This window comes from Streptomyces sp. NPDC046303, assembly GCF_055588085.1.
Genome location: NZ_JBVJFA010000070.1, coordinates 1 through 12,468, shown reverse-complemented (window position 1 = coordinate 12,468; position 12,468 = coordinate 1). Strand labels below are relative to the sequence as shown.

Genomic DNA, 12,468 nt, shown 5'->3' with positions numbered 1-12,468 from the left:
TTCGACATCGACGCCAACGGCATCATGCACGTCACGGCCAAGGACCTCGGCACGGGCAAGGAGCAGAAGATGACCGTCACCGGCGGCTCCTCGCTCGGCAAGGACGAGGTCGACCGCATGCGCCAGGAGGCGGAGCAGTACGCGGAGGAGGACCTGCGCCGCAAGGAGGCGGCCGAGTCCCGCAACCAGGGCGAGCAGCTCGTCTACCAGACGGAGAAGTTCGTCAAGGACAACGAGGACAAGGTCCCGGCCGAGGTCAAGACCGAGGTCGAGGCCGCCGTCACCGAGCTGAAGGAAAAGCTCAAGGGCGAGGACACCGCCGAGATCCGCACCGCGACCGAGAAGCTCGCCGCGGTCAGCCAGAAGCTCGGCCAGGCCATCTACGCCGACGCCCAGGCCGCTCAGGGCGCCGCCGGCGGCGCTGCCGGTGACGCCGGTCAGGCCAAGGCCGACGACGACGTGGTCGACGCCGAGATCGTCGACGACGAGAAGCCGAAGGGTGGCGCTGCCTGATGTCGGAGGAGACCCCGGGTTTTGACGAGAAGCCCGAAGTCCCCGTCGACGGCACGTCCGACGAGCCGAAGGCCGCCGACTCCGCCTCGGAGGAGGCGGCGGCCCCGGCCGGGGACGCGGGAGCTCAGGCCGTCGGCCAGGAAACGGCGCTGCTCGCACAGCTGGACCAGGCCCGGACGGCGCTCGGCGAGCGCACCGCGGACCTCCAGCGGCTCCAGGCCGAGTACCAGAACTACCGCCGCCGGGTGGAGCGGGACCGGATCGCCGTCAAGGAGATCGCGGTCGCGTCCCTCCTGACGGAACTCCTCCCGACCCTGGACGACATCGGCCGGGCGCGGGAGCATGGCGAGCTGGTCGGCGGCTTCAAGTCGGTGGCCGAATCGCTGGAGACCGCCGCGGCCAAGATGGGCCTGCAGCAGTTCGGCAAGGAGGGCGAGCCCTTCGACCCGACGATCCACGAGGCCCTGATGCACTCGTACGCGCCGGACGTCACCGAGACGACCTGCGTGGCGATCCTGCAGCCGGGGTACCGGATCGGCGAGCGTACGATCCGTCCCGCGCGGGTCGCGGTGGCCGAGCCCCAGCCGGGCGCGGCCCCCAAGTCCGAGTCGTCGGAGGGCGACGCGTCGTCGTCCGACAAGGACGCGGATGCAGCCGACAACGGCTGAGGTCGCACACGCAGCAGTACGAGAGGAGGGACACCGGGGATGAGCACGAAGGACTTCGTGGAGAAGGACTACTACAAGGTCCTCGGTGTCCCGAAGGACGCCACCGAGGCCGAGATCAAGAAGGCGTACCGGAAGCTCGCGCGCGAGTTCCACCCGGACGCCAACAAGGGCGACGCCTCGGCCGAGGCGCGCTTCAAGGAGATCTCCGAGGCGAACGACATCCTCGGCGACGCCAAGAAGCGCAAGGAGTACGACGAGGCGCGCGCCCTGTTCGGCAACGGGGGCTTCCGCCCCGGGCCGGGCGGGGCCGGCGGCTCGTTCAACTTCGACCTCGGCGACCTCTTCGGCGGCGCGCAGCCGGGCGGCGCGGGCGGCGGCTTCGGCGGCGGCCTGGGCGACGTCTTCGGCGGCCTGTTCAACCGCGGCGCCGGCCCCGGTGCGGGCACCCGCACCCAGCCGCGCCGCGGCCAGGACATCGAGTCGGAGGTCACCCTCTCCTTCACGGAGGCGGTGGACGGGGCCACGGTCCCGCTCCGGATGTCCTCGCAGGCCCCCTGCAAGGCCTGTTCGGGCACCGGCGACAAGAACGGCACGCCCCGGGTGTGCACGACCTGCGTCGGCACCGGGCAGGTCTCGCGGGGCAGCGGCGGAGGCTTCTCGCTGACCGACCCCTGCGCGGACTGCAAGGGCCGCGGGCTGATCGCGGAGACCCCGTGCGAGGTCTGCAAGGGCAGCGGGCGCGCCCGCAGCTCGCGCACCATGCAGGTCAGGATCCCGGCGGGCGTCTCCGACGGCCAGCGGATCCGGCTGCGCGGCAAGGGTGCGCCGGGCGAGCGCGGCGGTCCCAGCGGTGACCTGTACGTCGTCGTGCACGTCGACTCCCACCCGGTGTTCGGCCGCAAGGGCGACAACCTGACGGTGACCGTCCCGGTGACGTTCGCCGAGGCGGCGCTGGGCGCCGACATCAAGGTCCCGACCCTGAACGGCCCCTCGGTGACGCTGAAGCTGCCGCCGGGCACCCCCAACGGCCGCACCATGCGGGCCCGCGGCAAGGGAGCGGTCCGCAAGGACGGCACCCGCGGTGACCTGCTGGTGACGGTGGAGGTCGCGGTCCCGACCGAGCTGTCGGACAAGGCCCGCGAGGCGCTGGAGATGTACCGCGAGGCGACGGAGTCGCAGGACCCGCGCACCGCGCTGTTCGAGTCCGCGAAGGGAGCATGACCATGGACGGCCGCCGACGACAGTCCTCCCGCCTGGGCGGGGGCTACCAGCTCACCGATGAGACCCCGGTCTACGTGATCTCGGTGGCCGCCCAGCTCTCGGGGCTGCATCCGCAGACCCTCCGCCAGTACGACCGTCTCGGCCTGGTCTCCCCGGACCGTACGGCCGGCCGCGGCCGGCGCTACTCGGCCCGTGACATCGAGCTGCTCCGCACGGTGCAGGCGCTGTCCCAGGACGAGGGCATCAACCTGGCGGGCATCAAGCGGATCATCGAGCTGGAGAACCAGGTCGCCGCGCTCCAGCAGCGCGTGGCCGAGCTCTCGGCGGCGGTGGACGGCGCGGCGGCCACGCTCCGGGCCCGCGAGGCCCAGGTGCACGCCTCCTACCGGCGCGACCTGGTTCCGTACCAGCCTCCGCAGCCCGGCAACGCCCTGGTCGTCTGGCGCCCCAAGCGCCCCCTGGACTGACCCGGCCGCCCTTCGGCGCCTCCTCGGGCCCCGCCCCTCCCAGGGCGGGGCCCGAGGCCGTTCTAGAGGCCTTCCAGGGCCGCGTCCGGGTCCGGGTGCGGGTCCGGGTGGGAGTCGGAGTGCGGGTCCGGGTCGCAGGGCTGCGCGGGTGCGGCGGGCCGCCCCAGGATGCCGGACTGGGCGATGAGGTAGCCGAGCTGGGCCCGGCTGCCGCTGCCGAGGGTGCTGGCGAGCTTGGCGATGTGGGCGCGGCAGGTGCGCACGTTCATGCCGAGGCGGCGGGCGATGGCCTCGTCGACGTGGCCCTCGATGAGCAGCTGGGCGATGCTGCGCTGCACGCCCGATATCCCGCCGGGGGTGGTCCGGTAGGTCACTTCCTCCTGGAGCGGCACGGCCCGGTGCCAGAGCTGCTCGAACACCTTGATGAGGTAGTCGACCAGCCCCGGGTGGCGCAGCTCCAGGGCCACCCGCCGGTCGTCGCTCACCGGGATGAAGGCGACCGTGCGATCGAAGATGATCAGGCGCTCTATCAGTTCTTCGAGCGTGCGGATCTCCACCTTGCCCGCGGAGATCCGGTCGACGTAGGCCAGCGTGCCCTGGCTGTGCCGCGCGGTGTGCTGGTAGAGGGTCCGTATGCTGACCCCGCGGTCGATCAGCGGCTGGTCGCGTCCCAGGGCCTGGGCGAGGGCCTCGGAGGGCCGGGCGCCGCCGGGCTGGACGGTCAGGACCTCGGTGTGGCATTCGGCCGTCGCGAGGTTCAGGGCGGCGTTGATCCGCTCGAAGCCCTCCAGCACGGTGATGGCGTGGGTGTTGGCCGGGCTCTGTGCGCTGATGGCGAGGAAAGGCTCGAAAGTGTCGGTGAGATCTACAGCGCTGCGCCGGCGGTCCTGGATCTCACGTTCAATCGGGTGGAGCCGTTGGGCCAGCGCGACGGACGGCGGAACCGGACGGAGCTGGTTCGCGTCATCGGGGTCGGGCTGCAGAAGGGCGAATTCAAGCAGGCAGGGGGCGTTTTCGATCTCGCTCCGGGCGATCCGGCCGGTGCTGAGCGCCGTCGCGTAGAGACGCGTTCCCTCACCGCACATAGACGTGACGGGGTGGGGATGTATCGGGTTTGTCCGGTTTTGCGTCAAATCTCCACCCCCCAGGGTCCTGAACATGCAAGAACATGATGCATCGTCCCTGTGGCATTGACGTGCCTGAATGAGCCATCGTCTGTCACGCGGGGGAGAGGATTCCATCAAGTGAGGACGAAGCCGACCATGTTCAAGAGAATGCTTCGCTCGGTGCTTGCCATAGGTTTCTCCGCCGTTGCAGTTTTTGGGGCAGTCAGCGCCGTCGAAAGTGACGCGGGGAGCGCTAGGGACGGTCAGGCCAGCACCCTGACGAGCACGGAGTTCGACACCGGCTGGACCACGGCGCCCGCCGGCAAGTACGTGGACACCGGCTGGACCAGCAGCCGGCTGGGCGGCACCGATACGGGTTGGACCGAGGCCCCTGTGACGGTGTCCGCGTGACCCCCGACGATCGCGGCTTCCGTCGCGAAATGGCCTCCGCATACCGCTCCGGATGGCAGTTCATCGATCTGGCCACTGCGATCCCCTATCCCGGCGACTCCCTGGTCGTCACCCTGTTCGGGCAGCCGATCGTGGTCGTACGCGAGGAGGACGAAGACGTCCGGGCCTACCGCTGCCTGCGCCGCCCCCGCGGCGCGCCGCAGCCCGTCCGCTGCGAGGTGCGCTACGGAATGGTCTTCGTCAACCTCGACCAGCGCGACCACCAGCTCTTCGAACCTGATATCACCACCGCCACCCCCCGCAGTGCCTGAAGCGATTCCCCCGTCGTTGCAGATCGCTCAGGTGCTACCCCCACACAACGGCGCCATCGTGGACCTGACCACGATGGCGCCGTTGTGATGTCCGCGTCCATCCGTCGGACGGACACGATGCGGTTGCGGATCAGGCCCTGCCCATCGCCCGGTCCAGGGTGATCTCCATGACCACGCGGTCGGGATGGGGTGAGGGCGTCCGCCCGTAGCGCTCCGCGTAGCGCGCCACCGCGTCGGCGACCGACGCCTCGTCCGTACGGATCACCGCGTGCCCCTCGAGGGTGGCCCAGCGGCGTCCTTCCATCTGGCAGACCGCGACCCGGGCCGTGCCCGGCTGCGCCGCCAGGATGTTGCGGACCTTCTTGCTGTGCTTGTTGCTGATCACCCGGGCCAGGCCGGCCTCCGGGTCGTACGTCACGCCCACCGGCACCACGTGGGGGGTCCCGTCGGGCCGCGGCGTGGTCAGCGTGCAGACGTGCCGCTCCCGCCAGAAGGCGAGGTACTCGGGCGTCGGGTTGAGTACGTCATGGGGCATGGGCCGAGCGTACGGGGCGTACGGGCCGGGGCCGGGCGAGGGTACCGGGAGCGGCCTTGAGTGGAATAGACTCAACTTTGCGTAGGTTGTTTATGTCATAGTTCTGTTCCGCCAGAGAGGAGCGACCCACCCGTGGATGCCGAGCTGACCAACAAGAGCCGGGACGCGCTGAACGCGGCCACCAGCCGGGCCGTCAAGGACGGCCACGCCGACCTGACCCCCGCGCACCTGCTGCTGGCGCTCCTCGCCGGCGAGGACAACGAGAACCTGACCGACCTCCTCGCGGCCTCCGACGCCGACCAGGTCGCCGTCCGCAACGGCGCGGAGCGGCTGCTCGCCGCCCTGCCCAGCGTCACCGGGTCCACGGTCGCGCCCCCGCAGCCCACCCGCGAGCTGCTCGCCGTACTCGCCGAGGCCGACGCCCAGGCGGGCAAGCTCGGGGACGACTACCTCTCCACCGAACACCTGCTCATCGCCATCGCCGCCAAGGGCGGCGCGGCCGGTGAGGTCCTGTCCGCCCAGGGCGCGAGCGCGAAAAAGCTGCTGGACGCCTTCCAGAACGCACGAGGAGGGCGGCGGGTGACCACCCCCGACCCCGAGGGTCAGTACAAGGCGCTGGAGAAGTTCGGCACCGACTTCACCGCGGCCGCCCGCGAGGGCAAGCTCGACCCGGTCATCGGCCGGGACCACGAGATCCGCCGCGTCGTGCAGGTGCTCTCGCGCCGCACGAAGAACAACCCGGTGCTCATCGGCGAGCCCGGCGTCGGCAAGACGGCCGTCGTCGAGGGCCTGGCCCAGCGCATCGTCAAGGGCGACGTCCCGGAGTCCCTGAAGAACAAGCGGCTCGTCTCCCTCGACCTGGGCGCCATGGTCGCCGGCGCCAAGTACCGCGGTGAGTTCGAGGAGCGGCTGAAGACCGTCCTGGCGGAGATCAAGTCCAGCGACGGCCAGATCATCACCTTCATCGACGAGCTGCACACGGTCGTCGGCGCGGGCGCCGGCGGGGACTCGGCCATGGACGCGGGCAACATGCTCAAGCCCATGCTGGCCCGCGGCGAGCTGCGCATGGTCGGCGCGACCACCCTGGACGAGTACCGCGAGCGCATCGAGAAGGACCCGGCGCTGGAGCGGCGCTTCCAGCAGGTGCTGGTCGCCGAGCCCTCCGTCGAGGACACCATCGCGATCCTGCGCGGCCTCAAGGGCCGCTACGAGGCCCACCACAAGGTCCAGATCAACGACAGTGCGCTGGTCGCCGCCGCCACCCTCTCCGACCGGTACATCACCTCCCGCTTCCTGCCCGACAAGGCCATCGACCTCGTCGACGAGGCCGCGTCCCGGCTGCGCATGGAGATCGACTCCTCCCCCCTGGAGATCGACGAGCTCCAGCGCTCGGTGGACCGGCTGCGGATGGAGGAGCTGGCGCTGAAGAACGAGTCCGACCCGGCCTCGCTCGAACGCCTCGACAAGATCCGCAAGGACCTCGCCGACAAGGAGGAGGAGCTGCGCGGTCTGACCGCCCGCTGGGAGAAGGAGAAGCAGTCCCTCAACCGCGTCGGTGAGCTCAAGGAGCGCCTGGACGACCTGCGCGGCCAGGCCGAGCGCGCCCAGCGCGACGGGGACTTCGACACCGCCTCCAAGCTGCTCTACGGGGAGATCCCGACCGTCGAGCGCGAGCTGGCGGAGGCCACCGAGGCCGAGGAGGAGGCCTCGAAGGCCGGTACCGCCAAGGACAGCATGGTCAGGGACGAGGTCGGCCCCGACGACATCGCCGACGTGGTGGGCGCCTGGACCGGCATCCCGGCCGGCCGCCTCCTCGAAGGCGAGACGCAGAAGCTGCTGCGCATGGAGGACGAGCTGGGCCGCCGCCTGATCGGACAGGGCGAGGCCGTACGGGCCGTCTCGGACGCCGTGCGGCGCACCCGGGCCGGCATCGCCGACCCCGACCGGCCGACCGGCTCCTTCCTCTTCCTGGGCCCGACGGGCGTCGGCAAGACGGAGCTGGCCAAGGCCCTGGCCGACTTCCTGTTCGACGACGAGCGGGCCATGATCCGCATCGACATGTCGGAATACGGCGAGAAGCACTCCGTGGCCCGGCTCGTCGGCGCCCCGCCCGGCTACGTCGGCTACGAGGAGGGCGGCCAGCTCACCGAGGCCGTCCGCCGCCGCCCGTACTCCGTCGTCCTCCTGGACGAGGTGGAGAAGGCCCACCCCGAGGTCTTCGACATCCTGCTCCAGGTCCTCGACGACGGCCGCCTCACGGACGGCCAGGGCCGCACGGTCGACTTCCGCAACACGATCCTGGTCCTCACCTCGAACCTGGGCAGCCAGTTCCTGATGGACCCGGCCACCCCCGCGGAGCAGAAGAAGCAGCAGGTCCTCGACGTGGTGCGGGCCTCCTTCAAGCCGGAGTTCCTCAACCGCCTCGACGACGTGGTGGTCTTCTCCGCCCTGTCCGGGGACGAGCTGGCGCACATCGCGGAGCTCCAGATCGGCCGCCTCGCCAAGCGGCTGGCCGACCGGCGCCTGACCCTGGATGTCACCCCGCAGGCCCTGGCCTGGCTGGCGGACAAGGGCAACGACCCCGCGTACGGCGCCCGGCCCCTGCGCCGCCTGATCCAGACGGCGATCGGGGACCGCCTCGCGAAGGAGATCCTCTCCGGCGAGGTCAGGGACGGCGACACCGTCCGTGTCGACGTGGCGGGCGAAGACCTGCTGGTCGGCAAGGCGCTGTAACCCCGCCACCACCCCGACGGACGCACCCCCTGTCCGCCCGGAGCGGATCGTGGGCCGCCGGGCTGGACACGGGGTGGGCGGCATGGGGGAGGATGCAGGTATCCGCACGAAGGGAAGTACACGGTGAGCATCGACCCGGCCTCGATTCCGAACTTCGGAGGGCAGCAGCCCGATCCGCAGGCCACAGGACCGGCGGGCCCCGTCGTCCCCGACCAGGATCTGGTCAAGCAGCTGCTGGAGCAGATGGAGCTCAAGTACGTCGTCGACGACGAGGGTGACCTCGCGGCGCCGTGGGAGGAGTTCCGCACGTACTTCATGTTCCGCGGCGAGGACGAGCAGCAGGTCTTCTCGGTGCGGACCTTCTACGACCGTCCGCACAAGATCGACGAGAAGCCCCAGCTGCTCGAGTCGATCGACGACTGGAACCGCCGCACCCTGTGGCCGAAGGTCTACAGCCACACCCACGACGACGGCTCGGTCCGTCTGATCGGTGAAGCGCAGATGCTGATCGGTACCGGCGTGAGCCTGGAGCACTTCGTGTCCTCCACGGTCAGCTGGGTCCGCGCCTCCATCGAGTTCGACAAGTGGCTCGTCGAGCAGCTCGGACTGGAGAAGGAGATCGACTCCACCGGCGGCGACGACGAGGGCGACAACAACGCCTGACAACGCCCAAGGACGCCAGTACCGGGTCCTAGAGCGGTACGCGGGCCACGAGCAGCAGGTACAGCCCGTAGCCGTAGCTGAGTCCGGCCAGCGCCGCGGTCACCATGACCGCGGTGCGCGGCCGGGCTCTCGCCATGACGGCCGCCACCGGCAGCAGCAGCGGGAACGCCGGGAGCAGGAACCGCGGCTTCGACTCGAAGAACCCGGCCCCGCCGTACGCGATCAGCAGCAGTATCCCCGTGTAGGCGAGCAGCGGCAGCGGGGTCCGGTCCAGCACCAGCAGCATCGCCAGCAGCCCGGCCGCGGCCAGCAGGACCACGGTCACGGTGGTGGCCAGCGGCACGTGCCCGCCGGTCAGCACCCGCTCCGCGGAGCGCAGCGCCCCGGCGCCGAAGTCGAAGCGCGAGCCCCAGCGCCGCTGCACCGAGAAGTACCCGCCGAGGGGATCGCGCACCCGCACCCCGACGGCCACGACGTACGCCGCCCAGCCCGCGGGGGCCAGCAGCCCGGCCACCCACACCTCGGGCGCGCGCGACCGGCGGGTGGCGATCGCGTACAGGGCCATCGCCGAGACGGCGGCGGCGACCGCGAGCCCCGTCGGCCGGGTCAGCCCGGCGAGCACGGCGAGGCCGGCCGCCCACAGCCAGCGCTCGCGCAGCAGGGCGTACAGCGCCCAGGCGGCGAGCGCGGCCAGCAGCGCCTCGGTGTAGGCCAGGCTCAGCACGACGGCGTGCGGCAGCGCCGCCCACAGCCCCACGAGCAGCAGCCCGGCGCGCGGCCCGATCACCCATGCGCCGATCCGGTAGACACCGACGGCGGCCACCGCGGCGCACACCCAGGCGACGAGGATCCCGGCCGGGACCAGCCCGCCGGGCAGCACGGAGCCGACCAGCCTCATCAGCGCCGGGTAGAGCGGGAAGAAGGCGTAGTCGCTCTGGATGGAGCCGGTGCCCGTGGTGGCGTTGGGCCACATCTGGGTGCGTCCGTAGCCGTTGGCGGCGATCCCGAGGTACCAGACGGAGTCCCAGGACCGGCCGAGGACCCGGAGCGGGTCCTTGCCCGCCCACCAGGAGCCGAGGGTGAGGACCAGTACGCCGGCGCCGCGTACGGCGGCGAACACCCCGAGCGCGATGACCGTGGCCGGCGCGGCCGCCCGCACCGCCTTGACGGCGCGCATCTCCAGGGGCGACGCGGACACCGAGACCCTGCCCGTTGCCATGTATCCCGACTTTCCTGCTCTTCGTGAGTACGCTCATCCGATGATGAGAGCTACGGGCACGTTCCAGGCCGTCAGCTTCACACCGGCCTCGCACACCCCGCAAGCAGACCTGTAAAACGACCGGCCCGGACGGCCGGTGCCGTGCGGAGCCAGCGGCGGGCTAGAGGCGCCGCAAGCGGGACACCGCCTCTTGGAGTACTTCCGTCCGCTTGCAGTAGGCCCAGCGGACCTGGGTGGCCCCGGCGGACGTGTCGTCGTAGAAGACCTGGTTCGGGATGGCGACCACCCCGCAGCGCTCGGGCAGGGCACGGCAGAAGGCCAGGCCGTCCTTCTCGCCGAGCGGGGTGATGTCGGTGGTGATGAAGTACGTGCCCTGCGGGCGGTAGACCTCGAAGCCGGCCGCCGCGAGGCCGTCGGCGAGGAGGTCGCGCTTGGCGGCCAGGTCCGCGCGGAAGCCCTCGTAGTAGGCGTCGGGCAGGGCGAGGGCCTCGGCGATCGCGTACTGGAAGGGACCGGAGGAGACGTAGGTGAGGAACTGCTTCGCCGAGCGGACCGCCGTCACCAGCTCCGGGGGCGCCGTGACCCAGCCGACCTTCCAGCCCGTGAAGGAGAAGGTCTTGCCCGCCGAGGAGATGGTGACCGTGCGCTCCCGCATGCCCGGGAACCCGGCCAGCGGGAGGTGCGCGCCCTCGAAGACCAGGTGCTCGTAGACCTCGTCCGTGACGACCAGGAGGTCGCGGTCCACGGCGAGCGCGGCGACGGCGGCCAGCTCCTCGCGGGTCAGGACCGTGCCCGTCGGGTTGTGCGGGGTGTTCAGCAGCAGCAGGCGGGTGCGCGGGGTGACGGCGGCGCGCAGTTCGTCCAGGTCGAGGGAGAAGCTTCCGCCGTGCGGGCGCAGGGTGACGGGGACCCGGACGGCGCCGGCCATCGCGATGCAGGCCGCGTACGAGTCGTAGTACGGCTCCAGGGCGATGACCTCGTCGCCCGGTTCGAGCAGGGCCAGCAGGGCGGCCGCGATGGCCTCGGTGGCACCGGCCGTGACCAGGACCTCGGTGTCGGGGTCGTACGCCAGCCCGTAGAAGCGCTGCTGGTGCGCGGCGACCGCGGTGCGCAGCTCGGGGATGCCGGGGCCGGGCGGGTACTGGTTGCCGAGGCCCGTGAGGACCGCGCGGGAGGCCGCCTCGGCGATGCCGGCCGGGCCGTCGGTGTCGGGAAAGCCCTGGCCCAGGTTGATCGACCCGGTACGGGCGGCCAGCGCCGACATCTCCGCGAAGATCGTGGTGCCGAAAGCCGCCAGCCGGCGGTTGAGGAACGGGCGGTCGCTGCTCACGGGTGCGCTCATGGGCGCCATCCTGGGGGGAACCTCTGGACTTGCTCAAGTGTGCTTTGGGCCGTGCGGCCTGCGGGCATCCCCCCTTCACGCGGGACGCGGGGATCCCGCCCCCCGGGAAGACCGGGGCGTGAGAGAGGGGGCGGGCATGGTGTTCGTCTTCGTGGTGATCGGACTTCTCGTCGTCGGATTCATCGTGGCCGTGGCGGTCCGCTCCGCCGGTTCCGGTGGCGGCGGCGGTAAGAGCAGCAGCTGGTGGGCCGGCGGAAGCGGTTCTTCGTCGGGTTCGTGTTCGAGTGGATCGTCCTCGTCCTGCGGCGGATCTTCGTCCTCCTGCGGCGGTGGCGGGGGATGCGGTTCCAGCTGACACGGGGCAGCCGGCACCGCATGGACGAGGGCGCCCGGGGGGCTGATTTCCACCGGGCGTCCTCTCCTGCGCGCATGCATCGCGACGCGCGGGGCACATGTCGTTGAACACGTGAACTGTGGAGCCCCCGGGGGGATGTAAACCCCGTCAAGTTGGGTAAAAACGCTGTGAGTGCCGTGCCTTTCATGATTCCCTCGGTTGAGTAGACCAGTCCTCGGACCTCCCTGGACTTCTCCCCCAGCTACCGCTGGGGGGACCCCCAGTGGACCCGTGCCGGTGTCCCCCACCCGTTGACTACCGCTGGCGGGCCCCGGGCCCCGGCCCATCTCCCTCGCGCGTTTGCGGAGCCGACTCATGCTCACGACCCTCCAGACCACCTACACCGACACGCGTGCCGCCGATCTCGCCTGGGCCCTGGGTCGGGACCGGCTGCCCGCCCTGGCCGTACTGAACCTCCAACTGTCCGGTGCGAAGGTGGAGTTGCGCCTGCTCGGGGCCTCTCATCAGGTGCTCCTGGAGGAGGGCGAGGTGCTCTGCTCCGAGACGGTCGCCTGCATGCCCGGCAGCAGTACGCCGCTGCCGCTCGGCGTGGCCAAGCGGGTGGGCGACTGGGAGTACGAGTTCGCCGCCCGGGTCGAGACCCTGTCCCGCGGCTCCTTCGCGGGGCGGGCGCAGGAACTGCTCGCACTGGTGGCCGACCACCCGAACGGACTGGCGGGTACCTTTCCGGGCAGTCCGCACGCCTTCACCGCCATGCTGGCGCAGCACTACGAGGGCCAGGTGCGCTGGCGGACCTGGCACGCGTACCCGCAGGAGGGTCAACTGGTGGCCACCCGGACCCGGGTCGGGGGGGGGGGGGGGGGGGGGGGGGGGGGGGGGGGAGGGGAAGGGTCTGGACTAAATTTACAAGGGACATGACCGAAT

At 71.1% G+C, this 12,468-nt stretch carries 12 protein-coding genes; 8 read left to right on the top strand and 4 right to left on the bottom strand.

The window, feature by feature from the left end; all coding sequences use genetic code 11:
• The 4 genes from ACZ6I1_RS34480 to ACZ6I1_RS34465 form a co-directional block, all read left to right on the top strand.
• A partial coding sequence (locus ACZ6I1_RS34480; protein WP_469293021.1) for an Hsp70 family protein occupies positions 1-513 on the top strand: 513 nt, incomplete at its 5' end.
• Positions 513-1,181, top strand: a complete 669-nt coding sequence (grpE, locus tag ACZ6I1_RS34475) for a nucleotide exchange factor GrpE (RefSeq protein ID WP_469293019.1) — start codon at positions 513-515, stop codon at positions 1,179-1,181. The genes ACZ6I1_RS34480 and grpE, both read left to right, overlap by 1 nt.
• Before the next feature lie 39 nt (positions 1,182-1,220).
• Complete coding sequence (gene dnaJ / locus ACZ6I1_RS34470; protein ID WP_469293017.1) at positions 1,221-2,402, top strand: molecular chaperone DnaJ; 1,182 nt, start codon at positions 1,221-1,223, stop codon at positions 2,400-2,402.
• 2 nt (positions 2,403-2,404) lie between these two features.
• Positions 2,405-2,869, top strand: a complete 465-nt coding sequence (locus ACZ6I1_RS34465; RefSeq protein ID WP_069920923.1) for a heat shock protein transcriptional repressor HspR — start codon at positions 2,405-2,407, stop codon at positions 2,867-2,869.
• Between the two features lie 62 nt (positions 2,870-2,931).
• On the opposite strand, the gene ACZ6I1_RS34460 is transcribed toward ACZ6I1_RS34465, so the two are convergent.
• A complete protein-coding gene (locus ACZ6I1_RS34460) occupies positions 2,932-4,029 on the bottom strand; it encodes a helix-turn-helix transcriptional regulator (protein ID WP_469293016.1) in 1,098 nt (365 codons plus the stop codon).
• A gap of 386 nt (positions 4,030-4,415) precedes the next feature.
• Between ACZ6I1_RS34460 and ACZ6I1_RS34455 the strand changes: the two genes are divergently transcribed.
• Entirely contained in the window at positions 4,416-4,697 is a 282-nt protein-coding gene (locus ACZ6I1_RS34455) for a (2Fe-2S)-binding protein (RefSeq protein ID WP_469293015.1), read from the top strand.
• 130 nt (positions 4,698-4,827) lie between these two features.
• On the opposite strand, the gene ACZ6I1_RS34450 is transcribed toward ACZ6I1_RS34455, so the two are convergent.
• Entirely contained in the window at positions 4,828-5,232 is a 405-nt protein-coding gene (locus ACZ6I1_RS34450) for a pyridoxamine 5'-phosphate oxidase family protein (protein WP_469293013.1), read from the bottom strand.
• A gap of 132 nt (positions 5,233-5,364) precedes the next feature.
• On the opposite strand from ACZ6I1_RS34450, the gene clpB reads away from it, so the two are divergent.
• Positions 5,365-7,965, top strand: coding sequence for an ATP-dependent chaperone ClpB (gene clpB, locus ACZ6I1_RS34445; protein WP_469293011.1), 2,601 nt, complete (start codon positions 5,365-5,367; stop codon positions 7,963-7,965).
• 123 nt (positions 7,966-8,088) lie between these two features.
• Entirely contained in the window at positions 8,089-8,628 is a 540-nt protein-coding gene (locus tag ACZ6I1_RS34440; protein ID WP_469293009.1) for a type III secretion system chaperone family protein, read from the top strand.
• 28 nt (positions 8,629-8,656) lie between these two features.
• Here the strand turns inward: ACZ6I1_RS34440 and ACZ6I1_RS34435 are convergent, their stop codons facing one another.
• Both ACZ6I1_RS34435 and ACZ6I1_RS34430 read right to left on the bottom strand, forming a co-directional pair.
• Positions 8,657-9,847, bottom strand: coding sequence for a hypothetical protein (locus ACZ6I1_RS34435; RefSeq protein ID WP_469293008.1), 1,191 nt, complete (start codon positions 9,845-9,847; stop codon positions 8,657-8,659).
• A gap of 160 nt (positions 9,848-10,007) precedes the next feature.
• On the bottom strand, positions 10,008-11,198 hold the full coding sequence (locus ACZ6I1_RS34430) for a pyridoxal phosphate-dependent aminotransferase (RefSeq protein ID WP_469293007.1): 1,191 nt from the start codon (positions 11,196-11,198) through the stop codon (positions 10,008-10,010).
• Positions 11,199-11,898: 700 nt separating this feature from the next.
• Between ACZ6I1_RS34430 and ACZ6I1_RS34425 the strand changes: the two genes are divergently transcribed.
• On the top strand, positions 11,899-12,462 hold the full coding sequence (locus ACZ6I1_RS34425) for a DUF2617 family protein (RefSeq protein ID WP_469293006.1): 564 nt from the start codon (positions 11,899-11,901) through the stop codon (positions 12,460-12,462).
• The last annotated feature ends 6 nt before the right edge of the window (positions 12,463-12,468 follow it).

Bases quoted from the DNA above. Each gene is read 5' to 3' on its own strand.
- ACZ6I1_RS34465 (WP_069920923.1), top strand. From the start codon at position 2,405: ATGGACGGCCGCCGACGACAGTCCTCCCGCCTGGGCGGGGGCTACCAG.
- ACZ6I1_RS34460 (WP_469293016.1), bottom strand. From the start codon at position 4,029: ATGTTCAGGACCCTGGGGGGTGGAGATTTGACGCAAAACCGGACAAAC.
- ACZ6I1_RS34455 (WP_469293015.1), top strand. From the start codon at position 4,416: ATGGCCTCCGCATACCGCTCCGGATGGCAGTTCATCGATCTGGCCACT.
- ACZ6I1_RS34425 (WP_469293006.1), top strand. From the start codon at position 11,899: ATGCTCACGACCCTCCAGACCACCTACACCGACACGCGTGCCGCCGAT.
- ACZ6I1_RS34435 (WP_469293008.1), bottom strand. From the start codon at position 9,847: ATGGCAACGGGCAGGGTCTCGGTGTCCGCGTCGCCCCTGGAGATGCGC.
- grpE (WP_469293019.1), top strand. From the start codon at position 513: ATGTCGGAGGAGACCCCGGGTTTTGACGAGAAGCCCGAAGTCCCCGTC.
- ACZ6I1_RS34450 (WP_469293013.1), bottom strand. From the start codon at position 5,232: ATGCCCCATGACGTACTCAACCCGACGCCCGAGTACCTCGCCTTCTGG.
- dnaJ (WP_469293017.1), top strand. From the start codon at position 1,221: ATGAGCACGAAGGACTTCGTGGAGAAGGACTACTACAAGGTCCTCGGT.
- ACZ6I1_RS34430 (WP_469293007.1), bottom strand. From the start codon at position 11,198: ATGGCGCCCATGAGCGCACCCGTGAGCAGCGACCGCCCGTTCCTCAAC.